The organism is Gordonibacter pamelaeae (genome assembly GCF_003340385.1).
In the GTDB taxonomy this organism is placed as follows: Bacteria; Actinomycetota; Coriobacteriia; order Coriobacteriales; family Eggerthellaceae; genus Gordonibacter; species Gordonibacter pamelaeae.
Map to the genome: position 1 here is coordinate 1 of NZ_PPTS01000007.1, position 23,620 is coordinate 23,620.

The following is a 23,620-nucleotide window of genomic DNA, read 5'->3' on the forward strand; positions in this document are numbered from 1 at the left end:
CCCGCAAGATCGGCCGCGCGAAGTCGTGCTGCCTGCAGTGGGGCGTGGCGATGGACCACACCTCCGAGGGCTTCATCACCGGCATGGCGTGCTTCGACCTCATGGCGCTCACCGGCAACTTCGAGAACCCGGGCGGCATGCTCGCCGCCGACCCCGCCTTCGGCATGTCGGTCACCTGGTCGCCGCGCGGCTCGGTGTGGGACGAGTGCTCCGAGCCCATCCCCCATCCCGAGCGCAAGAACCACGGCGGCTACAAGGCCCTCGAGGCCATGAACGGCATCAGCCCCGACGCCCTGCTCGAGGCCATGGAGACGGGCGAGCCCTACCCCATCAAGGCCATGTTCATGATGCAGAACAACGCCATCGCCTGCATGGGCGCCCAGCCCCAGCGCATCCTGCCCGCGCTGCAGAAGATGGAGTTCAACGTGGTGGTGGACCTGTTCCTCACCCCCACGGCGCTCGCCTGCGCCGACGTGCTGCTGCCCGCCGCGTGCTTCGCGGAGCGCATCGGCATCACCGGGCACCAGCCCTACGCGCTCGGCGCCATCGCGCAGGCCGTGGAGCCCTTGGGCGAGTGCAAGTCGGACCAGCGCATCATCTACGAGCTGGGCGACCGCTTCGCTGGCCGCGACCATCGGCCCTGGGATTCCGAGCAGGATTTCTACGACTACCTGCTGCGCAGCACCGGGTTCACCTACGACTCGCTCAAGGAGCGCGCGTGGGCCTACCCCGAATTCGAGTACCGGAAGTACGAGAAGGGGCTGCTGCGACCCGACGGCACGCCCGGCTTCGCCACGTCCACCGGCCGCTACAACTTCTACTGCCCGGAGATGCTGCACTTCGGCCTGTCGCCCCTGGCCGATTACGAGGAGCCGCCCGAGAGCCCGGTGTCGGCGCCCGACCTGGCCGAGAAGTACCCGCTCGTGCTCACCACAGGCGCCCGCAAATGGGGGTTCTTCCATTCGGAGCACCGCCAGAGCCCGTCCATGCGCCGCTTGCACCCCGAGCCCGAGTTCCTCGTGCATCCCGAGACGGCGGCAGCCTACGGCATCGCCGACGGCGACTGGTGCACCATCTCGAACAACCTGGGCTCCGCCCGCCTGCGCGCCCATACCACCGTGCGCATCCGCAAAGACACGGTGTCGGCCGACCACGGCTGGTGGTTCCCCGAGCGCGGGCCCGAGGACGGCACGCTGTTCGGCACGCTCGAGAGCAACATCAACCAGCTCGTGCCCATGCGGCCGGGCAAGTCGGGGCTCGGCGCGTCGTACAAGTCGCAGCTGTGCCGCATCGATAGGATCGAGGAGTGAGGACCATGCGCAAGTACCTGGCCGTCGACTACGAGTTCTGCACGGGGTGCCACACCTGCGAGATAGCCTGCCAGCAGGAGCACGGCCTGGCGCCCGACCGGTTCGGCATCAAGCTGACCCAGATAGGCCCCGACCAGCTGGACGAGCGCCGCTGGCAGTACGAGTTCGTGCCCGTCCCCACCGACCGCTGCGACCGCTGCGCACGCCGGCAGGCGGCCGGCAAGGCGCCGACCTGCGTGCAGCACTGCCAGGCGGGCTGCCTGTACTACGGCACGCTCGAGGAGCTGGGCGCCAAGGTGGACAAGCGCAAGGTGGCGCTGTTCACCTAGGAGGCGTCCCGGCCGGGCGGTGCGGCTGGCGCAACGCGCTTCCCGCACCGCCCCGTGCGGCCGCGGGGGCTCCTCCCCCGCCATCGTCCGATACGCTACAATGCTGGGTAGACAAAGGGGGTTTGCCTTGCGCATCGAGACGCTATACGAGTTTTTGCTGCTCACGTCCAACCTGAACTTCACCGAGACGGCGAAGAGCTTCTTCATCTCGCAGTCGGTGCTCTCAGGGCACATATCGAGCCTCGAGAAGGAGCTGGGCGCGCTCCTGTTCGTGCGCGACCGCCATTCGGTGCGCCTCACCGAGGCGGGCCGGCTGTTCCAGCAGGACGCCCAGCGCATCGTGGAGGACTACGAGCGCGCGCTCGAGCGCCTGTCCCAGTACGCCGACGGCGTGTCGTCGGTCGTTCGCATCGGCTTCTTGGAGGGCTCGTTCGGCTCGTTCCTGCCGCTCGTGTGCCGCAGCTACCGCAAAGAGCACCCCGACGTCGACTTCCATTTCCGCACCATGGAGCTGGCCAACATACAGAAGGCGCTCAACGAGAACGAGATCGACGTGGGGCTTTCCATCTACCAGGACGGCATACAAGGCGCGAAGTTCTGCTACCGCCGCCTGTACGAGGACCGCTACATGCTGGCCGTGCCCGTGGGGCACCGCCTTGCCAAGCGAGCGTCGGTGAGCATCGCCGACCTGCGCGGCGAGCGGGTGGTCGTGCCTCACTTCAACCGCTCCAAGAGCATGCTCGAGCAGATGCACGTGAAGCTGCGCAACGCCGGCGCCGAGGTGCGCCCGGCCGGTTTCGAGGACGTGGGCGCCATGATGGCCACGCTCGTGACGGCTGGCGCCGTGGCCATAGCGCTCGACCACCTGCGCGTGTTCGGCAACGGCAACGTGGAGTTCGTGCCGCTCGCGGACGAGAACATGGAGATCTGCGCGGGGGCCGTGTGGAAGAGGTCGAAGGAGACCGGCGCCATCACGTCGTTCGTCGACTTTCTGGAGCAGGCTTGCGAGGGCTTCGGCAAGGAGGACTTCCTCGCCCGCAGCGGCCCCGACGCGCTTCCCTCGCTGCGGCTCCCGCCCGCGTCGCCGAGGGCCTCGTTCTCCGGCGGGCCCGGCCGTCCGTAACAGATTGAAAACCGGAAGGTTACGGCGGGCATCGCGGGCTTACCCGTACTCTCGCGCGCGTGCTATAGTCCGGGTAGCAGAACCTGACAGGGAGGGTTCTGGATGCAAGGAGGAACCAATGGGATACTCGATCTCCTTGCTGTGCTTCGCAGGCGCCGCGTTCTGCATCTCGCTCATACGGCGCCTTGCTTAAAGCACAGCGCGCGAACGGGGCCGGTCCGAGAGGGCCGGCCCTTTCTTTGCCGCCCGTTGCCGGCAACGGCAAGGCGGGGCCCGGCATGGCCCTTCGCCGCACGGCCGCCTGCAACCGCAGCCGATCCGTCAACGCGCCATCACCGCTTCAGCAGCAGGTCGTCCTCGGCAGCGCTGCCTGCGGCGACGGCCCGAACCGCGCTGCGCTACGATGCAGGCCCGGCCGCTATCGGGCCGATCCCCGACCGACAGGAGGCTCCATGGCAGGAAGGAAAGGCGCGATCGCCTTCGGCCTCGTCTACATACCGGTGGAGCTCTATCCCGCCACCCAGGACGATGCCGTGCGCTTCAACCAGCTGGCGAAGGAGAGCATGCAGCGCGTGCGCTACGTGAAGACGTGCCCCGATTGCAACCGCGAGCTGGGCCCGGACGACATCGTGCGCGGCTACCAGTACGAGAAGGGCAAGTACGTGGTGGTGAGCGACGAGGAGCTGGACGCCATCAAGACCGATGCCGACCGTGCCATGAAGATCGTGCAGTTCGTGGATCTGCAGGAGGTGCCGCCCGTCTACTTCGAGAAGCCCTACCAGGTAAGGGCCCAGCCCGGCGGCGAGAAGCCGCTCGAGCTTTTGCGCCTGGCCATGGTCGAGGAGGGCAAGGCCGCCATCGGCACCACGGTGCTGGGCAACTCCGAGACGCCGCTGGCGCTCATCCCCTACGGCGACGACCTGGTCATGATGACGCTGCACTACCAAAGCGAGGTGCGCGACCTCCCGAAGCCGGCCGAGCGCCCCGCCGTGGACGACGCGGAGCTGGACATGGCGCGCCGCCTGGTGGAGAGCATGGCCGAGCCGTTCGACCCCGCCCGCTTCAAGAACGCCTACCAGGAGAAGCTCATGGGCCTCATCCAGGACAAGATAGCCGGCAAGCAGGTGACCCCCGAGAAGCACAGCCCCCAGCCCGCGAACGTCATCAACCTCATGGACGCCCTCGCCGCCAGCCTGAAGGCCCGCACCGGGGAGGATGCCGGAGGAGCGAAAGCGGGCAGCGCCGAGAGCGCGAAGGCGCCCAAGCCGAAGCGCAAGCCCCCCGCGAAGCGCGCCGGCTGACCCGCGCCCGCCAGCCTAAAGACATGCGGGCATGCCCCGCTGCGCCTGATCCCCCCCCCGCAGGAGAGAAGCCCCCGGCTGCAGCAGCAACCGGGGGCTTTCCGAGGAGAGAGAGGGAGCGAAAGGAAGTTCGGCGGCGCCTAGGCCACGGGCGGCGTGCCCTCGGCGTTGCCGAAGATGGCGTCGATCTGCACGAGGGCGCCCATCGGCAGGTTCGACACGCCCACCACGCGGCGCGCGGGGGCGCCGGGGAAGTAGCGGGCGTACACGTCCTCGATGGCGGCCAGGTCGGCCAAGTCGCGCAGGTAGACGTTCGCCTTGACGGCGTCGTCCATCGTGTGGCCCACGTTCTCGATGATGGCCTGGATGTTCCTGCACGCCTGCTCGGCCTGCGCCGCGGCGCCGCCGGCAACGAGCTCGCCGGTTGCGGGGTCGAGGCCGATCTGCGCGGAGATGTTGTTGTAGTGCGAGAAGGCCACGGACTGGGTGGACAGCGCGCTCACGGGAGCCGCGTCGGTGTTGTTCGCCTCGATGATCAGGCCGTGGCGGGCCTCCACCTCCTGCGGCGGGGTGCCGTCGCCGTGCGACACCACGGCCTCGATCTGCACGAGCGCGTGCATCGGAAGCTCGGCCGCCTCCACCACCGTGCGCGCGGGCAGGTAGCCCACGGCGCGCGCGATGCCCGAGTCGGGGAAGAAGCGCCGGTACGCCTCGTCCACGGCGTCGAGGTCGGAGAGGTCCTTCAGGAAGACGGTCACCTTGACGATGTCGTCGAAGGGAACGTCGATGCTCGCGAGGATGGCCTTGATGTTCTTCAGGCACTGGACGGCCTGCTCGGCGGCGCCGCCGGCCACGATCTGGTTCGAGACGGGGTCGAGGGGCAGCTGGGCCGTCACGTTGTTGTAGTGCGAGAAGGCCACGGTCTGGGACGACAGGGCGTCGTAGGGGGCGTTGTGCGTGTTGTTCACGTACTTCACGAGGTCGCCGGCCTGGGGCTCGTTCGGGATGGTGCCCTCGCCGTTCGTGAGGAGCGCCTCCACCTGCACGAGCGCGTCGAGGGGCAGCGCCGCCACGGCGAGGTTCGTGCGGGCGGGCACGTAGGTTGGGAAGTAGGCCCGGAACGCCTCGTCGACGGCGTCCAGGTCGCGGATGTCGCGCACGAACACGGTGAGGCGCGCCACGTCGCCCAGCGTGTGCCCGATGCCCTCCGCCACGGCCTCGAGGTTCTCGAGGCACTGGGCGGCCTGCTCAAGGGCGCCGCCCTCGACGAGCTCGCCGGTCTCGGGGTCGAGGGGAAGCTGGGCCGACAGGTTGTTGTAATGGGAGAACGCCACGGTCTGCGCGTGCAGGGGGCTTGCGGGCGCACCTTCCACGTTCCGTGCCAGGACTACGTTGTCACCGCTCATTGAGGTACCTGCTTTCTCGAGTGCTCGCTTTTCGGTTGCGCTGCTCGGCCCCAGGGGCCCGCGCCCTCGCGGAAGGACGGCCCTGCCAGGCCCTCCCTTTACGCGAGGGCTGCATTATATCGTTTTGTGCATCTGCACAAAACACTTTTCGAATGATTTACTGACCAGCGGAAAAACCGTCGACCGACCGTTTACCGCAAATTCTGGAAGGCCCTGCGGGGCCTATGCGGAAATCCGGGGGCGCGGCCCCCGTTTCATGCAGGATTATGGTACCTACCGCTCACCGATTAGCCTTGCGCGCGGGGCCGGCGCAGGGCGCGGGCGGGGTCAGGACGGCGTTTTCTCGGGCCAGAGCCACAGCACGAGCCGGACCGACAGGACGCCCACGGCCGCGCCCACCACGGCGCCTACGAGGATGTCGCTCGGGTAGTGCACGTAGAGGTACAGGCGCGAGAAGGCGATGAGGCACGCCAGCGCCACGCCCGCCGCCTTGAGCGCCACGGACAGGCGGCCCCTGCCGGGCACGCAGCAGAGCGCGGCCGCGGCCGCGAACGACACCATCGAGTGGTTCGAGGGGAACGAGTTGCCGGCGGGCGGCGGGACGAGCAGGCCCATGAAGCCGTAGGCTTCGAACGGACGCACGCGCCCGAACAACGGCTTCAGCACGAGCATGCCGAGCACCGCCGTGGCTGCCACGGCAAGCAGCACGGCTGCCCCGTAGCGGCGGTACCGCGGCTGGGCGGCCAGCACGGCGCCGGCGGCAAGCCACACGAGCGCAAGGTCGCCCAGGTGCGTGGCCGCGAGCATGAGCGCGTCCATGAGCGGCGAGCGCAGGTGCACCTGGATGAGGTCGAGGATGGCGATGTCCACGCGCGGCCCCCGCCCTAGCCGCGCCCGCCGGCGCCCTCGCGGGCGACGAGGGCGGACAGGAGCCCCGTGCACCCGGCGAGCACGTCGTCGTAGGTCGCGTCGAAATCGCCCGTGTACCACGGGTCGGCCACGTCGCGTTCGGAGCCGGCGTACTCCAGCAGCTTGCGGCAGCGCCCCTCGGCCCCGCGTCCCAGCTGGCGGCGCATATCGCGCATGTTCGCCTCGTCCATTCCCACGAACAGGTCCCACTCGTCGGCGTCGGCGCGGCGCAGGCGGCGGGCGGCCTTGCCCGAGCAGTCGATGCCCTGCGCTTCCAGCACGGCGCGCGTGCCGGGATGCACGGGGCTGCCTATCTCGTCGTCGTGCGTGGCGGCCGAGGCGATGGAGAAACTTCCGGCCAAGCCGCGCCGCCGAACAAGGTCCCTCATGACGAACTCGGCCATCGGGGACCGGCAGATGTTGCCGTGGCACACGAACAGGATGCGGAAAGGCGCGCTCATCGGCCCTCCCCCTCGTCCGGCTCGAGCACCTCCGCATAGCGCCCGTACAGGTCGGGCAGGCAGCGTTTGAGGCTCACGGGCTTGAACGTGGCGGCGTCCACGAGGCAATGCGTGCTGCGTCCCGTGCAGCACGGCCTCTCAACGTTCCTGTCCTGCCCTTCCCGGAACACCTCGTAGGCGTACACGGTCTTCGTCGGGCGCGACGACACGACGCGCGTGCGCACGACCGCCCCCTCCCCGTAGCGCAGCGGCTCGCGGTAGTCGCACTCCATGTGCGTCACCGGCGACATGAAGCCCGCCTCCTCGATGCGCGCGTAAGGGTACCCGATAGCCTCGAGGAACGCCGTGCGCGCGTCCTCGAAGTACAGCAGGTAGTTGGCATGGTAGACGACGCCCATCATGTCCGTCTCGCCGTAGCGTATGGTTATTGGCGTGCAAACCCGCATGGCCGCTCTCACGTCCCTTCCGTTTTGGTACCATGGTCCTATGGGCAATATCGTATCGTATATCCAGGAAAACCAGCGAACGTTCGCGGAATCACCGTTCAACCCCGTCGACAGCCTCGTGTTCTCCACGCTCTGCTACTTCAACTACGAGGCGTGCGGGCTCGTGGACCCCTCGTCGCCCGAGCGCGTGCTCCTGCACGACGTGCTGGCGCTCGCCGACTGGCGCACGCTCACGTGCGCAAGCTGGCTGGAGGACGCGAAGGACACGCGCGCGTTCCTGCACGTCCTCATGGCCAGCCGGCGCTTCCGCGGCGTGGAGCTGGCCTTCTACGCCAACGAGCGCTCGGATGCCGTGGAGAAGCAGTTCTCGGCAACGACGTTCGTCGTCCCCGGGCGCGTTGCCGCCCAGGCGGAGGGCGCGCCTTACGAGGGACGGGCCTGCGGGATGCGTGCCGGGCGAGACGAGTTCGCCTGCCTGGCGTTCCGCGGGACCGACGGCAGCTTCGCGGGCTGGAAGGAGGACTTCAACCTCTGCTTCAAGGAGGTCATCCCCTCCCAGCGCGCGGCGGCCGCCTACCTCTCGGGCGTGGCGTCGGCCGTGGAGGGGCCGCTTGTGGCCTGCGGTCATTCCAAGGGCGGCAACCTCGCCGAGTTCGCGGCGCTCGTGGTCGACGAGGGCGCCTACGCGCGGCTCGCGGGCGTCTACAACCACGACGGGCCCTCGTTTCTGGACGATCCGTCGCCCCGCATCCACGACGGGCGCTTCGCAACGCTGCTGCACAAGACGGTTCCCGAGTCCTCCGCGTTCGGCATGATCTTGGAGCGGCGGCCCGACTACCGTGTGGTGCAGTCCTCGGCACTCTCGGTGTTCCAGCACGAGCCGTTCTCCTGGCAGGTGGACGGCGACGACTTCGTGTACCAGGATGCGCTCAACCGCGCGGCCGTGTTCTTCGACGAGGCGCTGGACGCATGGCTGCGCGGCAAGACGCCGGCCGAGCGCGAGCGGTTCATCGACACCATCTACGAGCTGTTCGCCTCCACGGAGGCCAGCACGTGGGCCGAGTTCCAGGAGGGCCTTTTCGCGAACACGCGGCGGTTGCTGGGCTCGGGCACGAAGCTGGACGCCGAGACGAAGAGCTTCATCTGGAAGACGCTCGGCAGCTTGGGTGGCATATTGAAAGACGAGACCGTCAGGCGCTTCAGGCCGTCCCCGTCCACCTGGCTGGCGCGGCGGCGCGAGGCGTACGATCGGAAAGGACGAAGGCAATGAGCGAGGTATCGGCAGCGGGCGGCATCGGGGAAGACGCGGGGCGGCAGGCGCCCTACGGCCGGCTTTCCGCGCGCATGGCGCTGCAGCTGGCCGCGCCGCACACGTGGCCGGCGGCCATCCTGCCGGCGCTCGTGGCCGTTGCCGCCGCTGCGGCGGCAACGGGGGGCGTGTCCGTGACGATGGCGTGCGCGCTCCTGACCATCTGCGTGCTCATGCAGTCGGCCGTGAACACGTTCAACGACTACTACGATTACGTGAAGGGGGCTGATTCCGCCGACGACAACGTGGACCCCACCGATGCCGTGCTCGTGTACAACAACGTGAACCCCCGCGCGGCGCTCGCGCTGGCCGTGGGCTTCCTTGCGGCGGCGTTCCTGGTCGGCGCCTATGTGATCTGGATTGCGGGTTGGATACCCCTCGCCATCGGCGCCGTGGGCGCCGTGGTCGTCGTGCTGTACTCGGCGGGCAGGACGCCCCTCTCCTACCTGCCCGTCGGCGAGCTGGTGAGCGGGTTCGTCATGGGCGGCCTCATCCCGCTTGCGTGCTACCAGGCGCTTACGGGCACGTTCGACCTGCGGGCGCTTCTGTGGGCCGTGCCCACGGTGCTGGGCGTGGGCCTCATCATGTTCACGAACAACACCTGCGACGTGGAGAAGGACGTGGAGGCCGGGCGCCGCACGCTGTCCGTGCTGCTGGGCCGCGAGCGGGCGCGCCGGCTCTACCACGCGGTGCTCCTCGCGTGGATCGCCGCCATCGTGGCGCTCGTGGCCGTGTTCTTCACAGGTGGCCTCGTGGTGGTGCCCTTCATGCTGCTGGCCGCCTGGCCGCTCGTGGGCGCGCTGCTGAAGAACCCGCTGGCGCCGCCCGCCCGCGTGGGCGCCATGGCGCAGGTGTGCAGCGTGAACGTGGCGCTCGGTGCGTTCTACGCCGCCGCCATCCTGGCGAGCGGGACCGTGCTCGCCGTGTAGGAACCGCAGCCGGTTCCGGTGCGCAGGGCGCTATCGGAGCGGCACGTCAGAATCTAGGAGGAGGCGCTATGGAGATCGTCCGTTTCGCCGTGGGGGCCCTGCTGCTCGTCGCGTCGGCCCTGCTGGCCGTCCAGCTGTGGAACGGCCGCTGGCAGTTCCTCGTGGCCCGGCCCGAGCGCACGAAGAAGGGCACGTTCTTTCCTGCCGGCACCCGCGAGACGGGCCGGCACCTCTCCTGGGTCATGGTCGCCTGCTTCGCGGCAGTCGCCACGCTCATGGCCTCCGAGATGGGACGGCTGTCCGGCAGCGCCCTGTTCGCGCAGGCGGGCTTCGTGGTGAGCGGCGTGGCGCTCGTGGCGTACGGGGCCTTCGTCGTATGGACCGTGGCCTTCCACTGCAAGGCGCACGGCCGCCCCTACTTCGCCGGCGGCTCTTCGCGCCTAGTCGTCACCCTCGCAGCCACCTGCGCCGTGCTCACCGCCCTGTCGCTGCTGTTTGCCTGACGGCACGCCCGCTTTGCGGCTGGCCACAGCTGACCTGCAATGCGATTCATGCCGCCCTGCCGATGCTTGATTGCTCGGCGCGCCTCGCAACGGCGCTTCGCTATACTGGTGCGACCGGTTGGACACTGAGAGGGGGGGGGGCCGATGGAGGAGTTCGGGAAGCACCTGGTGGGAGTCGTGTTCTGGCTCGCGACGTTCGCCCTCTTCGCGGTATTGGGCTGGAAGTTCTGGCATGGGCAGTGGCTGCGGCTCATCGCCGGCAATAACCTCGTGTCCGACGAGGAGCAGAAAAGCCCCTTTCAGCGCGCCCTCGGGCGCCGCATGGGCGTGGTCATGCTCTGCTGTTGCGGTTCCCTTGCGGCGCTCGCCGCCTCCTCGTTCGTCGAGGCGGCGGGAGGCCCGTCGGCCGGGGCGGTGTCCGACGCCTTGGTCGCGGCGGGCATAGTCGGCATCGTCGTTCCCTGCATCTGGGTCGTAGTATGGTCCAATGTCCAAGGGCGCAAGGCACGCTGCGGACAGGAGGGCGCGAGGGAAGATTCCCGGACAGCCGAGGACCGGAGGCTCGACCGCCTGTCCGGCCGCGTGCTCCTCGCCATTCTGGGAATCTACCTGCTCGTCATGCTGGTCGTGGTTCCCTTGGCAGCCGGCTGAGCGCGGCCTTTCCGGTCGTTGCTCGCCTTCCGCCCCTTCCGCGGGGCGGCCGCACGCTCCTAAGGCGAACGCGTTGGGTTGCGCCGGGACCGTGCAGGCGGGGCGCGCGGGTGCCGGCACGCCTGCGGGCTATTTCGTGATGAGCACCGGCACGGGGGAGGCGTGGAGCACGGCCGTGCTCACGCTGCCGAGCATGCCCTTGATGGCGCCCAGTCCGCGGCTGCCCATGACGATGAGGCCGCAGGGCTCCTGAGCCGCCTCGCGGACGATGGCCTCCTGGGGCTTCCCGAACGCCACGCGCAGGTCGACCACGCCCTCGTGCTCCGCGATGCGGTCGGCAACCTGCTCCTTGAGGGCTTCGAGGCTCGCCTTCTCGTCGCCGCCGAGCGACAGCAGCACGCCTGCAGCGCGCGCTGCGGCCACGAACGCGGGATCTTCCATTTTCAGAGGATCGCTGACGCTCAGCACCACCACTCGCGTGCCCAGCCCGCATTCAACGAGCTCGAGAGCGTCCGCCAATGCACGGTTCGAGGGTGCCGAACCATCGTATGCGACCAAGATCGCTCCGTAACCCATAGCAGTCCCGCTTTCTCCCGTGCCCGAGGTCGCGCGAACCCGCAGCCCATCAGGCATCTTGCTCGTTGCCCTCATTCTACCATGCCCGCAATCTCCCGAGAACCCATCGGCAGTCGCCCCTCCCCTTCGGCAAGAACGCTATAATCAAGCCGAAGGCAACCAAGGGCACGATCCAAGACTGCGAGGTTTCGAATGGATGGCACCACTCTCGCCGCCTTTGCGGCGGCCGCGGCGGCACTCGTCGCGTTCGCGCTGGCAGCGTTCATGTTCTGGAGGGGGAAGTGGCTGTTCCTCGTGGCGGGAGGCGCCGCAGCCGCCGAGGAGGCCGAGAGCGCCGCCGGCTGCGGCGGGTCCGAGGCCGGGCCCTCCGGCGCGGGCGGCATCCGCAAGATGGGGCGGCGCATGGCCGTCGTGCTGCTCGCGGCCTGCGTGCTCGTGGCCACGCTGCTCGCGTTCGAGGGGGCGAAGCTGGCCGGCAACGCCCTGCTCGCCTCGGCGGCCACCTTGGTCAACAACGTGGCGTTCGTGGCCCTGCTCGTCGCCATGGTGTGGTTCTTCATCGTGCAGCGGCCCGACCGACCCAAGGAGGGCGCCTCCTCGGAGGATTCCCCCATGGCCTCCCGCGCGCACGCCGCGCGCCTCGATCACCTGCCCCTCGCCACCATCCTGTTCACCCTGGTCGTCATAGCCGTCATCGCCCTCGTGGGCATCTTGTTCGCCGGGCTGTAGGTCGAGCCCCTATTCCCAGCGCACCTGCACGAGGTCGGGGAAGGCCGTCGGCAGGGCGGCGAGGTCGAACGTTCCCAGCAGCTCCTCGGGGGTGGCGGGGTCGCAGGTGGGCGCGAGGCCGGTGAGACCGGCGATACGGCCGATGACGGCGGCGGGCGTCTTGAAGCGCGCGAGCAGCGCGTCGAGGGCGGCGTCGCGGTCGCGCTTCGAGAGGCGCCGGTCGCGCTCGGCGACGAGCAGCGGGACGTGCGCGTAGTCCGGGTGCGGCAGCCCCAGCAAGCTCTGCAGGTGGATTTGCTGCGGCGTCGAGCACAGAAGGTCCACGCCGCGCACCACCGAGCTCACGCCCTGCTCGGCATCGTCCACCACCACGGCCAGCTGGTAGGCGAACGCCCCGTCCGAGCGGCGCACGAGGAAGTCGCCGCAGTCCTGCACGAGGTTCTGCGCATAGGGGCCCTGCACCTGGTCGGTGAACGCCACCTCCTCGTGGGGCACCCGTAGGCGCTGGGCGGGCGTGCGCTCCAGCGCACGCGAGGCGCGCTCTGCAGCGGAAAGCCCCCGGCAGGTGCCCGGGTAGACCGGCTTCTCGCCCCGATGCGGCGCCGAGGCGGCGTGCAGGTCGGCGCGCGTGCAGAAGCAGGGGTACACGAGCCCGCGCGCGGCCAGCTCGTCGAAGGCGGCGCGATAGGCCTCCGTGCGGCTGTGCTGGAAGTACGGCCCCTCGTCCCAGGTGAGGCCGAGCGCCTCGAAGTCGCGCTGCACCGCGTCGATGTAGGCGGGCTTCGATCGCTCGGCGTCGAGGTCCTCGATGCGCAGCACGACCTTCCCGCCCTGCGACTTCGCCACGAGCCAGGCCGCAAGCGCCGCGAACACATTGCCGGCATGCATCCGCCCCGTCGGCGACGGCGCAAACCGCCCGACGACGGGAGCGGGTGGAGTGACGGCGGTCATGCGGGACCCCTACTTCCTCAGGTCTTCCACGTGCTTGGCCTTGCCGGTCGTGCGCTCGATGCCGCCGGGCTCCACCAGCTTAACGCGCACGCCCACCAGAAGCACGCCCTTGAGCCTCTCCTCGATGGAACGGCGCAAGTCCTCCATCTCCTGGTACGAGTCGGAGAACGCCTCGGGTTTCAGCTCCACGTGCACCGTCATGCGGTCCAGGCCGTTCACCGTCTCCACGACGATGCGGTAGTGCGGCGTGACGCCCTGGATGCCGGAGAGCACGTCCTCCACCTGGCTCGGGAACACGTTCGTGCCGCGGATGATGAGCATGTCGTCGCAGCGGGCGCGCACCTTCTGCATGCGCGCGCTCGTGCGGCCGCAGGCGCAGGGCTCGCATACCACGCGGGTCAGGTCGTGCGTGCGGTAGCGCAGCACGGGGATGGCCTGCTTGTCGAGCGGCGTGAGCACGAGCTCGCCCATCTCGCCCTCGCCCACCGGCTCGCCGGTCTCGGGGTCCACGACCTCCCACAGGAAATGGTCCTCGGCGATATGCTGCATGTCGCGGCTGGCCAGGCACTCGCCCGACACGCCCGGGCCCATGACCTCGGTCAGGCCGTAGTTGTCGGTGCACACGATGTGCATGCGCTCCTCGATCTCGGCCTTGAGGCCCGGCGGGCAGGGCTCGCCGCCGAACAGGCCCACGCGCAGCGTGGACGCCTCCCAGTCGAAGCCGAGCCGCTCCCCCACCTCGCACAGGTGCAGCGCGTAGGAGGGCGTGGCGATGAGCACCGTGGTGCCGTAGTCCCCGATCATGGCGATGTGGCGCTCGGTGTTGCCGGAGCCGGCGGGGATCATCATGCAGCCGAGCTTCTGGCAGCCGTAATGCAGCCCGAAGCCCCCGGTGAACATGCCGTAGCCGAACGCCATCTGCACGCGGTCGCCGGGTACGACGCCCGCCATCTGCGCCAAACGCGCGATGCAGTCGCTCCACACGTCCATGTCGTGGGCGTTGTAGCCCACCACGATGGGCTTGCCGGTCGTGCCGGAGGACGCATGCAGCTCCACGACCTCGTCCAGCGGCACGGCGAACAGGCCGTAGGGGAACGTGTCGCGCAGCACGGACTTGTCCGTGAACGGGAGCTTTTGCACGTCTTCGAGCGTGCGGATGTCGCCCGGGGCCACGCCGAGGGCGTCCATGCGCTCGCGGTACCACGCCACGCGCTCGTAGGTCCAGGCCACCTGGGCCTTAAGCTTCTCCAGCTGGAGCGCGCGGATCTCCTCGCGCGGCGCGCACTCCCTGGCGCGGTCGTACACGGGCAGGTCGGCGAAGTTGCCAGCACGGGCCGCCGCGAGGGCGGCCCCCTTCGCAGTCAGGTCGGCCACGGCGCTCACCGCCCCTCGCCGCACGCGGCGGCAAGGCCGTCGGGGCCGAGGGAGCGCGCCAGGTCGTCCTGCCCGATGAGCTCCACCGGCTCGCCCGCCAGCAGCTGCTCGGCGCGCGCGAGGTCCTTCACGGACAGCGCGATGTAGGTGGAGATGAGCGAGTAGCTGTACGTGACGTTGATGCCGCAGTCGGCCATGACGCCCATGACGCGCGCGAGCTCGCCCGGCTCGTCGTTCAGGCGCGCGCACAGCACGTCGGTCGTCGTGGCGGCGGCGCCCATGTCCACGAGCACGTCCAGCGCGCGCAGGGGGTCGTCCACGATGAAGCGCACGATGCCGTAGTCGCCCGTGTCGGACGCGCTGTAGCCGCGCACGCTCACGTGCGCGTCCTCGAACGCGTCGAGCACGCGGCGCAGGTGCCCCGGCTGGCTTTCCAGGAACACGCTGATCTGCTGAACGCTCATGCTTCCCGCACCTCCTCTTTCTCGTCGGCAGGCAGGGCGAACGCGCGGCCGGCGCGGAACGCCGCCAGGTTCGCCTCCACCGTCTTCGGCGGCACGCGGTCGGCCACGATGCGCTCCCACGCCTCGAGGGCGAACGGCAGCCGCGTGGACAGCGCGCCCAGCAGCACGACGTTCACCGACTTGGCGCTGCCCGCCTCGCGGGCCAGCTGGCCCGCCGGGATGAGCGTGGCGCCCAGGTCGGCCAGCGTCTCGCGCGCATGGGCGGGCATGGAGGCGCGCCCGGTGGCCACGGGCAGCGGCTTTATGGCCTCGTCGGCCACCAGCAGGTAGCCGTCCTCGGCCAAAAACGGCAGGTTGCGCAGCGCCTCGGTCGTCTCGAACGACACGACGCAGTCGGCCGTTCCGGGGTCACACACCATGGAGGGCACCTCGTCGCCGAAGCGCACCACGGTGGTCACGGCGCCGCCGCGCTGGGCCATGCCGTGTATCTCCGACACCTTCACCGACGTGCCGGCCGCAAGCGCCGCATGGGCCAGGAGGTCGGCCGCCAGGATGGTGCCCTGGCCGCCCACGCCGCAGAGCAGGACGGTGGTCGCTTTCACGTTACTCATGGGAGCCCCCTTCCGGCTGCTCGATGGCGTTGAAGGCGCAGTACTGGGCGCACTGGCCGCACCCGATGCACAGGCCCGGGTCGATGGAGGCCCGTCCCGTCTCGGCGTCCTTCGCGATGGCCGGGCAGCCGAGCGTCGGGCACACGCCGCATGCCGTGCAGGCGCCCGTCACCAGGTAGGCCGGCTTGCGCGTGCGCTCGAGCAGCACGCAGGGCGCGCGGAACACGAGCACGGACAGCTCGCCTGTGCCGGTTGCATCCTTCAGCGCCGCGCGCACGGCACGCGCGTCGTGCGGGTCGACGGTGCGCACGTCCCCCACGCCGAGAGCGCGCACGACCCCTTCCAGGTCCAGCTCGCGGCTCGGGCGCTTCTGCAGCGTCTCGCCGTTGAAGGGGTTGCCCTGGCGGCCCGTCATGGCCGTCGTGCGGTTGTCGAGCACGCACACCGTGCCCCCGCAGCGGTTGTACACGGTGGAGATGAGCGATGACAGGCCCGAGTGCGCGAACGTGGAGTCGCCGATGACGGCAACCACGGGGCGGTGCTCCGTCCCTGCCAGCGCCAGCTCGAAGCCGTGCGCCATCGACACCGACGCGCCCATGTCCACGCACGTGTCCATGGCGGACAGCGGCGGCAGCGCGCCCAGCGTGTAGCAGCCGATGTCGCCCGTGACGATGGCCTTGAGGCGCGTGAGCTCCTTGAACACCAGGCGGTGCGGGCAGCCGGGGCAGAGCGCCGGCGGGCGGCCGGGCAGGCCCTCGGGCGCCGGGGCATGCGGGGGCTCCGCGAGCCCGAAGGCGGCGCGGATAAGGCCGGGGGTGAGCTCGCCGTCGGCCGGCAGCGGGCGCGCGAACGGGGCTACCGGGATGCCGAGCGCGCGCACGCCCTCGGCCAGGTACTCGGAGGCCTCCTCCACCACGTAGAGCGCCTCCACGCTCCCGGCGAAGGCGCGCAGCGCCTCGGCGGGCAGCGGCCAGGTGCAGCCCAGCTTGAACACCGACGCGTCAGGCAGCGCCTCCGTCACGTGCTGGTACACGGCACCTGCGCACACGACGCCCACGGCGCTCCCGCGCCGCACGACCTTGTTATAGGGGCAGGTCTCGACCCATTCCCCCAGCGCCTCCACGCGCGCGAGCTGGTCGCGGCGGCGCGGCTTGGCGAAGGCGGGCATCATGACCCACTTCGCCGCGTCCTTCTCGTAGGGCTTGAGCGGCGCCTCGGCGCGCGGTCCGGGCTCCACCGGCGTCTTCGTGTGCGACACGCGCACCGTGGAGCGGATGAAGACCGGCACGTCGAAGCGCTCGGACAGCTCGTAGGCCTCGCGCGTGAAGCGCAGCGCCTCGGCTGAGTCGGCGGGGTCGAGCATGGGGATGTGCGCCGCGCGGGCGTACCAGTGGGAGTCCTGCTCGTTCTGCGACGAGTACATGCCGGGATCGTCGGCCGCCAGCACCACCAGGCCGCCCCCCACGCCCGTGTAGGCGGCGGTGAACAGCGGGTCGGCCGCCACGTTCACGCCCACGTGCTTCATGGTGGAGAGCACGCGCGCGCCCGCGGCGGAGGCCCCCACCCCCACTTCCACGGCCACCTTCTCGTTCACGCACCATTCGGCGTACACGCCGTCCATCTTCGCGAACGCCTCGAGCGTCTCGGTAGAGGGCGTGCCGGGATAGGCCACGCCGATGTGCGCGCCGGCCTCCCATGCCCCCTGGGCGATGGCTTCGTTTCCTGACATCAGTTCCATAAGCGACCTTCCCCCGCTTCAGATTACCATGGCGAATTATACGGCAACGAACGCCGAGCAGCCCGCTCAACCGTCGCAGGCGGAGGAAATCAGCGGAAGGGGGCGCCCCCGCCGGCGCGCCGCACGGGCGCAGGCGCTTCGGGAACAGCGGCGAGGGCTTTCGGCCCGTCAGCTATGCGGAAACGCTACCTCCGGGACGAGATCGGAGCTTATGGCGCGTTTTCTACGCCGCCGCACGAGCAACATCGGGAAAGCCCCAGGTCGCGGGAGCCACGACAACGCACGATGCGCGGAGGTCGTGCCACGGCCTCCGATCTTGTCCATTATCTTGACAGTCATGTTTACGAGCGCATGCGGAAGCGCGGTGCTTCGCGGAGAAGGAAGGAGGAAGTGGCTCCCCTTTTCACCAGCCGGCCGGGGCCGTGCGGGCGATGAGAGCCGCCCCGGCGCACCGGGATGTCCCGGAGGTCGACCGCATGCGCCGGGGCGGCCGCCCTCGTCCGCACGGCCCCGGCCGGCTGGTGAAAAGAAGGGGCCTCGCCGGTTGATACCGAGGGCAACTGGCTGATAGGTGGAGGGCATGCGGCTGATAGCGCGGCCGATGGCTGGTTGCCAACGAGGGTACGGCCGATGGATGAGGGTGCAGGGGGCTGGCGAAGGAAGCGCTCGGCGATGACGAGGGAGAACCGGCTGGCAGGCGCCGGGGCGGCCGGCCGATAGGCGAAGATCACGGCCGACTCGCCCTCGGCGCGCGCATGGGCTCGGCGGCCGCCGGTGGGCGGCCTCGCGCTACCGCCTGCGGGCGGGCCCTACTCCTCTTGGTACAGCAGGCAGAAGGCGCCGATCTGGATCACGTCGCCGTCCTGCAGCTTGCGCGGGGCGTCCACGCTGTCGTTGTTCACCCACACGCCGTTGAAGGAGTTCGTGTCGCGGATGGCGTAGCCGCCCTCGCACGGCTCGATGAGCGCGTGCTCGCGCGACACGGTCATGTCGTTCAGGAACACATCGCGCTGGGGGCTGCGGCCGATGGTCTGAGGCGCGTCGCCCAGCTGGATGGACACGCCGGTCTGCGGCCCGCGCACGACGCGCAGGGCGGCCGCGGCGGCGGGCTTGGCCTCGGGCGAGAACGACTCGTCGGGCAGCGCCACGGGGGCGAAGCGCTGCGTGGAGCCGAGCAGCTTGAAGCCGCAGTGCGGGCACGCCGCATCGTCGGGCGCCAGCTCGTTGTTGCATACGGGGCATTTCTCGGTCATGTGCGGCTCCTTCTATCGGGTGCGTCGGCTAGCCGACGACGGCGGTCTTGTCCACGACGAGCGGCGTCTCGTTCAACGTGACGGCCGAGGCGGTCTGCGGTTGGCCGGACAGGCCCCTGAACAGGCGGTCCCACCAGATGCCAATGCCCTGGAACACGTCGGGCGCCGCCACGTCCTCGCAGGCCACGAGGTCGAGCGTGGCCACGGTGGCGTTGCGCTGCTTGAACGTGATCGTGCCCACCTTGTCGCCGGCATGCACATCGCCCCTGACCTCGTCGAACTCGAGCGACTGGCTCACGTTGCCGTTCAGGTCGAATATGCGCACCGAGGCCTCGGGGTCGGAGAGCGTGGCCTTCACGGTCTTGTCGATCCAGTCCGCGTGCGGCACCTCGGCCACCACGGGCACCTCGGACGTCTGGCCGCCCACCGTCATTGAGGCCGTCTGCGTGCTGTTGGCCAGCGGGTAGTCCCTCTCGTGCTCGTAGACCCATTCGAACAGCGTCTCGGCGTCGTTGAAGCGCTGCGTCTCGGACGTCGAGTGGATGACGATGGCGTAGAGCTCCTTCTCCCCGTTGCTCGCCGCGCCGGCGAACGAGGGGCCCGCGAGCGCCGTGAAGCCGGTCTTGATGCCGATGGCCTTGTCGTAGTAGTCCATGAGCTCGTCGGTGGACTCCAGCTCGATGGTGGCCCTCGTGCCGTCGGCGCGGTCCACCACGATGCCCGTGTCGCCGCCGCCCACGATGGCCCGGAACGTCTCGTTCCTCATGGCGTAGCGGGCCATCTTCGCCACGTCGGCCGCGCAGCTGTGCTGGTCGCCGGCGAACTCGCCGTCGTCCAGGCCGTGGGGGTTCTCGAACACGGTGTCGGTGCAGCCGAGCTCCGCCGCCTTCGCGTTCATGGCGGCCACGAACGCGTCCTCGCTGCCGCCGACCGTCTCGGCGATGGCCACGGCCGCATCGTTGCCCGACGGAACGAGCAGCGCCTTGAGCGCCACCTCGAGCGGCATGGCGTCGCCCTCCTGCAGCCCCGCCGACGACTCGCCCACCGCGGCGGCGGCCGCCGAGACGGTCACGGTCGAGTCGAGCGACACGGCGCCGGAGGCCACGGCATCGAGCGCCACGATGGCCGTCATGACCTTCGTGATGGACGCGATCTGCGTGGGGCTCGTGGCGTTGCGCTCGAAGTAGACGGTGCCGTCCGCATCCATGACGAGCGCGTACTCCGCATCGATGTTCGGGCACTGCGCCACCGAGAGGCCGCGCGCGTCCACCGTCTGCCCGTAGACGACGTCGGCCTTGCGCACGTCGGCGAGCGCGGGCACAGGCACGGCAACGCCGCAGGCCAGCGCGAAAACGAGCGCGCAAGCCACAAGGCTCGCGCGCCGCTTGTTCCAAGCAGTTGTCATCTTGCTAGTCAAGCTCATAGATGTCTTCGGGTCGTACCGGCTCGAAGCCGGCAGCGGTCAGCTTCTCCTCGATCCCACTATCGCCGTCCACCTTGAGCACGTCAATGGCGACGTCGTCGTTCACGGAAAAACAATAGCCGTACTCGATGTTGGCCTCCTGCTCATCCATGAAGGAGAGCAGCCTCGCCAGCCCGCCGGGCACGTTGGGCACGCGCACTCCCAGCACGGGGGTCACGGCCGCGCGGTAGCCGGCGGCCTTGAGCGCGCCGGACGCCGCCTCGGGCGTGTCGCACAGCATGCGCACGACGCCGAAGTCGGCCGTGTCGGCCAGGTTCAGCGCGTGCATGTTGATGCCGGCGTCGGCGAGGGTCTGGCACGCGGCGGCCAGGCGGCCCTTCTCGTTCTCCAGGAACACGGTCAGCTGCTCGATCATGGCTTACTTCCCTTCCCTCTGGTCGATGACGCGCTTCGCTTTGCCCTCGCTGCGGGCGATGGTCTTCGGCTCGACGATCTTGACCTCCACCGATACCTGCAGGTTGCTCTTCAGCTCCACGCCCAGGCGGCGCTTCAGGTCCTCGATCTTGCGCACCTCGTCGATGGGGAAGTCGGGAACCGTCTCCACCTGCAGCTCCACGTGGTCGAGCGGGCCGCGCGTGGTGAGGATGATCTGGTAGTGCGTAGCGATCTCCGGGAAGCCGGTGATGACCTGCTCGATCTGCGAGGGAAACACGTTCACGCCGCGGATGATGAGCATGTCGTCGGTGCGGCCGCGCAGCTGGTCGATCTTGCGGTGCGTGCGCCCGCACGCGCACGGCTCCGAGATGATGCGGGTGACGTCGCGCGTGCGGTAGCGCACGAGCGGGCAGCACTCGCGGGTGAGCGTGGTGATGACGAGCTCGCCCCACTCGCCGTCGGGCACGGGCTTGAGCGTCTCGGGGTCCAGGATCTCGCAGTAGAAGTGGTCCTCGGCCACGTGCAGGCCGGCACGTTCCGCGCATTCCATGGCCACGCCGGGGCCCATGATCTCGGAGAGGCCGTACACGTCGCAGTACTGGATGCCCAGCTTCGAGGCTATCTCCTCGCGCATGTTGTCCGACGCAGGCTCGGCGCCGAAGATGCCGCCGGAGATCTTGAACTCGGTGGCCGGGTCATAGCCCATCTCGATGGCGGTGTCCGCGATGAGCAGGGCGTACGAGGGCGTGCAGGCAAGGATGTCCGTGCCGCAGTCCTTCATCATCTGCACTTGGCGACGCGTGTTGCCCGAGGAGGTGGGGATGACCGAGCAGCCCATGGCCTCGCCGCCGGCGTGCGCGCCCAAACCGCCCGTGAACAGGCCGTAGCCGTAGGACACCTGGATGGTGGAGTTCTCGTCGCCGCCCACCATGGCGATGCCGCGGGCGAAGCAGTCGCCCCAGTTCTTGAGGTCGGACGCCGTGTGACCCACCACCGTGGCCTGGCCCGTCGTGCCGGAGGACGCGTGGATGCGCGCCACGTCCTTCTGCGGCACGGCGAACAGCCCGAACGGGTAGGCGTCGCGCATGTCCTGCTTCACGACGAACGGGAGGCGCTCCAAGTCCTCGAGGGCCTGGAGGTCGTCGGGGGTGACGCCCGCCTCCTTGAAGGACTGCTGGTAGAACGCCACGTTGTCATAGGCGTGGCGGACGCTCTGCTTCATGCGCTCGAGCTGGAGTTCGCGCAGCTGCTCGCGCGGCATGGTTTCGATGTCTGGCTGGTAGTACACGGCTCACCTTTCCTCGTTCTGCTTCTTCGCGGCGTCGTCCCCGGCGGCCGCGCCGTCCGTCTTCTCCTTGGCCTCGGGGCCCGCGACCACGACCTCGGTGACGGGGTCGTACGTCGAGTAGAACGGGTCCTCGTGCAAGATGCTTCCGTCGGAGGAAGCCACCGTGCGGATCACCGTGATCTTCCTGCCGTCGGTGCCCGCGGTCTTGACGTAGCTCGTGCCCGGCGCCATGGAGTCGTCGCGCTCGGTCTTGGTCTTGTGCTTCTCTCCCTCGGTCCACTCCCCCACGTTCGTGCTCACGCGGTAGCCCGGATCGACTCCGTACAGTGTAACGGTTACGGACGTGTCGGTGTAGCTGGTGCGCATCAAAACATCGGAAGCGCCGTCGTTCTTCCATACGAGGTCGAGCTCGTCCCAGCTGACCGCCGCGTCGCGTCCGGCCGGGTAGCTGGCGATGTAGAGCGAGTGGTTGTAGCGCGTGGGCACGGGATAGCCGGCGTCGTACACCGCGTTGAACACGGTGGTGGCCACCTGGCAGATGCCGCCGCCCACGGCGTCTTCATATTCGCCGTCGATGATGGCGCCGGCGCCCAGGAAGCCGCGCTCGGCGTTGCACTCGCCCGACGTGCCGTTGAACGACCAGGTGCCGCCCGCCGGGGCCACGGAGTCGTTCAACAGGTCGGACACGAGGCGGATGTTGTGGTTGCGGTTCTCGGTGCCCGCGCCGCTCGTGAACTCGGTCGTGTACGACGAGATCTCGGCCACGAGGCCGAGCGAGACGGCCTCGTCGAGCGTGGACGTCTCGGGGGCGGTGCCGCTGCCCACCGCCACCTCGACGGGCTGCCCGGGGCCGGGCCGGTGCGCGCTCGCGGAGCCGCTGTCGCCCCCCGTGCCGTCGCCGGAGCCGAAGAGGGCCGCGTCGAGCACACGCGCCGTCTCGGCCGCAAGCGGCACCTCGCCCGCGCCGTCCGTGCGCACGCGCACCTCCTCGCCCGCGCGCTCGAACGTCACGTGCACGGGGTCGCCCGTGCGCTTCTGCTGCACGTGGGCGAGGATGGCGGGTTTCGCCTTCGCCTCGTCCACCGACGGCGCGAGAACCCAGCCGCCATCGCGCTCCACAGGCGTGGCAACCACCCATTCTCCCAGGTCGGCGGCTGAGGCCTCCCATGAGGTGCCCGCCCAGGAGAAGCGCGCGCCGTCGGCGATGGCGGCGTTCACGGCATCGCAGGCCGCCTGGGCCGCGGCGCCGTCGATGCGCAGGGGCGCGTACTCCGCGCGCGCCACGAAGGAGCCCTTGCCGTCCGGGCTCGCAAGGTAGGCCCGGTCGAGCTCGCGGGCGAACGCCGCCCGGTCGACCATGGAGCCGTCGTGCCCCTCCGTCACGCGCGCCTGCCCTGCGTCCACGGCCATGCCGAAGTCCACGCGCGGGTTGCCGACGGTCGCGTCGATGTCGGCGGCCAGCTCCTCCAGCGCGCCCGCGTCGTAGTCGGCCCGCACCTCGACGGTCCAGCCGCCGAAGAGCGCCGCGAGGCGCGCGCCCAGCCCGCCCTCCTCGCGCCCCACCGCGAGGGCCTCCCCCACCAGCTGCTCGGCGGGCAGCACGGCTCCGAGCGCGGCCGCGTCGGCCGTCCACAGCTGCTTGGCCGCCCGCGCCTCCTCCACGGAGCGCTGTTCGGCCAGCGCCTCGTCCTCGGCCTGGGCCGCCGCGTCGGCGACCCGCGCTGCGGCGTCGTCGCTCGCAAAGACGGTGGCGGAGCCCGCCGCGAGGCGCGCGGCGTAGGCCTGCTCCACCAGCGCGCGCATCTCCTCGGCATTCTTGCCGGACACGTCCACCTCCCCGATGCTCACGCCGGCGTAGGCCTTCCCCCAGTTCAACCCCAAGTCAACCGCGCCGCCTGCCACGAGCACCGCTGCCAGCACCGTCACGGCCAGCGCCGCGCGGCTGCGGCGCACCAGCGCGCCGAGGGAGCACGCGGCCCAGCCTGCCCCGCGCCCTGCGAGCGCGAGCACGGACAGCAGCCCCCGTCCCGCGTACCCGAGCACGCGGCGAACGGGACCGCCTGCAGACGATGTGCCCGGGGCGTCCTTCGTCCAGAGCGAG

General features: G+C 69.8%; 24 protein-coding genes. 9 read left to right on the forward strand and 15 right to left on the reverse strand.

What is annotated here, in order from left to right:
• The 4 genes from C1877_RS11130 to ku form a co-directional block, all read left to right on the forward strand.
• The coding region (locus tag C1877_RS11130; protein WP_147274552.1) for a molybdopterin-containing oxidoreductase family protein at positions 1-1,310 on the forward strand (1,310 nt) is incomplete at its 5' end.
• A 5-nt stretch (positions 1,311-1,315) separates the two neighbouring features.
• A complete protein-coding gene (locus C1877_RS11135; RefSeq protein ID WP_114569192.1) occupies positions 1,316-1,639 on the forward strand; it encodes a 4Fe-4S dicluster domain-containing protein in 324 nt (107 codons plus the stop codon).
• 127 nt (positions 1,640-1,766) lie between these two features.
• Positions 1,767-2,762, forward strand: coding sequence for a LysR family transcriptional regulator (locus C1877_RS11140; RefSeq protein ID WP_049783977.1), 996 nt, complete (start codon positions 1,767-1,769; stop codon positions 2,760-2,762).
• Between the two features lie 452 nt (positions 2,763-3,214).
• Positions 3,215-4,063 (forward strand): non-homologous end joining protein Ku, encoded by an 849-nt coding sequence (gene ku, locus C1877_RS11145; RefSeq protein WP_114569193.1) that lies wholly within the window; start codon positions 3,215-3,217, stop codon positions 4,061-4,063.
• A 140-nt stretch (positions 4,064-4,203) separates the two neighbouring features.
• On the opposite strand, the gene C1877_RS11150 is transcribed toward ku, so the two are convergent.
• The 4 genes from C1877_RS11150 to C1877_RS11165 all read right to left on the reverse strand — a co-directional run bounded on the left by C1877_RS11150 (position 4,204) and on the right by C1877_RS11165 (position 7,285).
• The gene (locus C1877_RS11150) at positions 4,204-5,469 is read right to left on the reverse strand and encodes a RidA family protein (protein ID WP_015538783.1); all 1,266 of its coding nucleotides are present in this window, start codon (positions 5,467-5,469) and stop codon (positions 4,204-4,206) included.
• A 327-nt stretch (positions 5,470-5,796) separates the two neighbouring features.
• Positions 5,797-6,339 (reverse strand): phosphatase PAP2 family protein, encoded by a 543-nt coding sequence (locus tag C1877_RS11155; protein WP_114569194.1) that lies wholly within the window; start codon positions 6,337-6,339, stop codon positions 5,797-5,799.
• A 14-nt stretch (positions 6,340-6,353) separates the two neighbouring features.
• Entirely contained in the window at positions 6,354-6,839 is a 486-nt protein-coding gene (locus C1877_RS11160) for a low molecular weight protein-tyrosine-phosphatase (protein ID WP_114569195.1), read from the reverse strand.
• Positions 6,836-7,285 (reverse strand): acyl-CoA thioesterase, encoded by a 450-nt coding sequence (locus C1877_RS11165; RefSeq protein WP_041238783.1) that lies wholly within the window; start codon positions 7,283-7,285, stop codon positions 6,836-6,838. Before C1877_RS11165 ends, C1877_RS11160 begins: the two co-directional genes overlap by 4 nt.
• Before the next feature lie 40 nt (positions 7,286-7,325).
• On the opposite strand from C1877_RS11165, the gene C1877_RS11170 reads away from it, so the two are divergent.
• The 4 genes from C1877_RS11170 (at position 7,326) to C1877_RS11185 (ending at position 10,677) form a co-directional block, all read left to right on the forward strand.
• On the forward strand, positions 7,326-8,555 hold the full coding sequence (locus C1877_RS11170; protein WP_015538785.1) for an Mbeg1-like protein: 1,230 nt from the start codon (positions 7,326-7,328) through the stop codon (positions 8,553-8,555).
• Complete coding sequence (locus tag C1877_RS11175) at positions 8,552-9,523, forward strand: prenyltransferase (RefSeq protein WP_114569196.1); 972 nt, start codon at positions 8,552-8,554, stop codon at positions 9,521-9,523. The genes C1877_RS11170 and C1877_RS11175 overlap by 4 nt, the downstream gene beginning before the upstream one ends.
• A gap of 68 nt (positions 9,524-9,591) precedes the next feature.
• Complete coding sequence (locus C1877_RS11180; RefSeq protein WP_015538786.1) at positions 9,592-10,026, forward strand: hypothetical protein; 435 nt, start codon at positions 9,592-9,594, stop codon at positions 10,024-10,026.
• A gap of 144 nt (positions 10,027-10,170) precedes the next feature.
• Positions 10,171-10,677, forward strand: a complete 507-nt coding sequence (locus tag C1877_RS11185; RefSeq protein WP_114569197.1) for a DUF3784 domain-containing protein — start codon at positions 10,171-10,173, stop codon at positions 10,675-10,677.
• A 129-nt stretch (positions 10,678-10,806) separates the two neighbouring features.
• Here the strand turns inward: C1877_RS11185 and C1877_RS11190 are convergent, their stop codons facing one another.
• Complete coding sequence (locus tag C1877_RS11190; RefSeq protein ID WP_181813841.1) at positions 10,807-11,235, reverse strand: universal stress protein; 429 nt, start codon at positions 11,233-11,235, stop codon at positions 10,807-10,809.
• A 210-nt stretch (positions 11,236-11,445) separates the two neighbouring features.
• On the opposite strand from C1877_RS11190, the gene C1877_RS11195 reads away from it, so the two are divergent.
• Entirely contained in the window at positions 11,446-11,982 is a 537-nt protein-coding gene (locus C1877_RS11195; RefSeq protein WP_114569199.1) for a hypothetical protein, read from the forward strand.
• Positions 11,983-11,991: 9 nt separating this feature from the next.
• On the opposite strand, the gene gluQRS is transcribed toward C1877_RS11195, so the two are convergent.
• The 10 genes from gluQRS to C1877_RS11245 form a co-directional block, all read right to left on the reverse strand.
• The gene (gene gluQRS, locus C1877_RS11200) at positions 11,992-12,933 is read right to left on the reverse strand and encodes a tRNA glutamyl-Q(34) synthetase GluQRS (protein ID WP_114569200.1); all 942 of its coding nucleotides are present in this window, start codon (positions 12,931-12,933) and stop codon (positions 11,992-11,994) included.
• A gap of 9 nt (positions 12,934-12,942) precedes the next feature.
• Positions 12,943-14,307, reverse strand: a complete 1,365-nt coding sequence (locus C1877_RS11205; protein ID WP_227155946.1) for a phenylacetate--CoA ligase family protein — start codon at positions 14,305-14,307, stop codon at positions 12,943-12,945.
• Between the two features lie 5 nt (positions 14,308-14,312).
• Positions 14,313-14,771 (reverse strand): amino acid-binding protein, encoded by a 459-nt coding sequence (locus C1877_RS11210; RefSeq protein WP_114569202.1) that lies wholly within the window; start codon positions 14,769-14,771, stop codon positions 14,313-14,315.
• Positions 14,768-15,382 (reverse strand): indolepyruvate oxidoreductase subunit beta, encoded by a 615-nt coding sequence (locus C1877_RS11215; protein ID WP_114569203.1) that lies wholly within the window; start codon positions 15,380-15,382, stop codon positions 14,768-14,770. The genes C1877_RS11210 and C1877_RS11215 overlap by 4 nt, the downstream gene beginning before the upstream one ends.
• The gene (locus C1877_RS11220; RefSeq protein WP_114569204.1) at positions 15,375-17,120 is read right to left on the reverse strand and encodes a thiamine pyrophosphate-dependent enzyme; all 1,746 of its coding nucleotides are present in this window, start codon (positions 17,118-17,120) and stop codon (positions 15,375-15,377) included. The genes C1877_RS11215 and C1877_RS11220 overlap by 8 nt, the downstream gene beginning before the upstream one ends.
• A gap of 809 nt (positions 17,121-17,929) precedes the next feature.
• A complete protein-coding gene (locus tag C1877_RS11225; protein ID WP_114569205.1) occupies positions 17,930-18,373 on the reverse strand; it encodes an FHA domain-containing protein in 444 nt (147 codons plus the stop codon).
• Between the two features lie 28 nt (positions 18,374-18,401).
• Positions 18,402-19,796: a D-alanyl-D-alanine carboxypeptidase family protein gene (locus C1877_RS11230; protein WP_227155948.1), complete on the reverse strand. Its 1,395-nt coding sequence runs from the start codon at positions 19,794-19,796 to the stop codon at positions 18,402-18,404.
• On the reverse strand, positions 19,783-20,211 hold the full coding sequence (locus tag C1877_RS11235; protein WP_114569207.1) for an amino acid-binding protein: 429 nt from the start codon (positions 20,209-20,211) through the stop codon (positions 19,783-19,785). Before C1877_RS11235 ends, C1877_RS11230 begins: the two co-directional genes overlap by 14 nt.
• A gap of 3 nt (positions 20,212-20,214) precedes the next feature.
• The gene (locus tag C1877_RS11240; protein WP_114569208.1) at positions 20,215-21,519 is read right to left on the reverse strand and encodes a phenylacetate--CoA ligase family protein; all 1,305 of its coding nucleotides are present in this window, start codon (positions 21,517-21,519) and stop codon (positions 20,215-20,217) included.
• Between the two features lie 3 nt (positions 21,520-21,522).
• A complete protein-coding gene (locus C1877_RS11245) occupies positions 21,523-23,562 on the reverse strand; it encodes a VanW family protein (RefSeq protein ID WP_220149914.1) in 2,040 nt (679 codons plus the stop codon).
• Positions 23,563-23,620 lie beyond the last annotated feature (58 nt).

Coding starts and splice junctions, on each gene's coding strand:
- ku (WP_114569193.1), top strand. CDS start 3,215: ATGGCAGGAAGGAAAGGCGCGATCGCCTTCGGCCTCGTCTACATACCG.
- C1877_RS11195 (WP_114569199.1), top strand. CDS start 11,446: ATGGATGGCACCACTCTCGCCGCCTTTGCGGCGGCCGCGGCGGCACTC.
- C1877_RS11175 (WP_114569196.1), top strand. CDS start 8,552: ATGAGCGAGGTATCGGCAGCGGGCGGCATCGGGGAAGACGCGGGGCGG.
- C1877_RS11160 (WP_114569195.1), bottom strand. CDS start 6,839: ATGAGCGCGCCTTTCCGCATCCTGTTCGTGTGCCACGGCAACATCTGC.
- C1877_RS11180 (WP_015538786.1), top strand. CDS start 9,592: ATGGAGATCGTCCGTTTCGCCGTGGGGGCCCTGCTGCTCGTCGCGTCG.
- C1877_RS11225 (WP_114569205.1), bottom strand. CDS start 18,373: ATGACCGAGAAATGCCCCGTATGCAACAACGAGCTGGCGCCCGACGAT.
- gluQRS (WP_114569200.1), bottom strand. CDS start 12,933: ATGACCGCCGTCACTCCACCCGCTCCCGTCGTCGGGCGGTTTGCGCCG.
- C1877_RS11165 (WP_041238783.1), bottom strand. CDS start 7,285: ATGCGGGTTTGCACGCCAATAACCATACGCTACGGCGAGACGGACATG.
- C1877_RS11135 (WP_114569192.1), top strand. CDS start 1,316: ATGCGCAAGTACCTGGCCGTCGACTACGAGTTCTGCACGGGGTGCCAC.
- C1877_RS11230 (WP_227155948.1), bottom strand. CDS start 19,796: ATGAGCTTGACTAGCAAGATGACAACTGCTTGGAACAAGCGGCGCGCG.
- C1877_RS11220 (WP_114569204.1), bottom strand. CDS start 17,120: ATGGAACTGATGTCAGGAAACGAAGCCATCGCCCAGGGGGCATGGGAG.
- C1877_RS11170 (WP_015538785.1), top strand. CDS start 7,326: ATGGGCAATATCGTATCGTATATCCAGGAAAACCAGCGAACGTTCGCG.
- C1877_RS11185 (WP_114569197.1), top strand. CDS start 10,171: ATGGAGGAGTTCGGGAAGCACCTGGTGGGAGTCGTGTTCTGGCTCGCG.
- C1877_RS11210 (WP_114569202.1), bottom strand. CDS start 14,771: ATGAGCGTTCAGCAGATCAGCGTGTTCCTGGAAAGCCAGCCGGGGCAC.
- C1877_RS11150 (WP_015538783.1), bottom strand. CDS start 5,469: ATGAGCGGTGACAACGTAGTCCTGGCACGGAACGTGGAAGGTGCGCCC.
- C1877_RS11235 (WP_114569207.1), bottom strand. CDS start 20,211: ATGATCGAGCAGCTGACCGTGTTCCTGGAGAACGAGAAGGGCCGCCTG.
- C1877_RS11215 (WP_114569203.1), bottom strand. CDS start 15,382: ATGAGTAACGTGAAAGCGACCACCGTCCTGCTCTGCGGCGTGGGCGGC.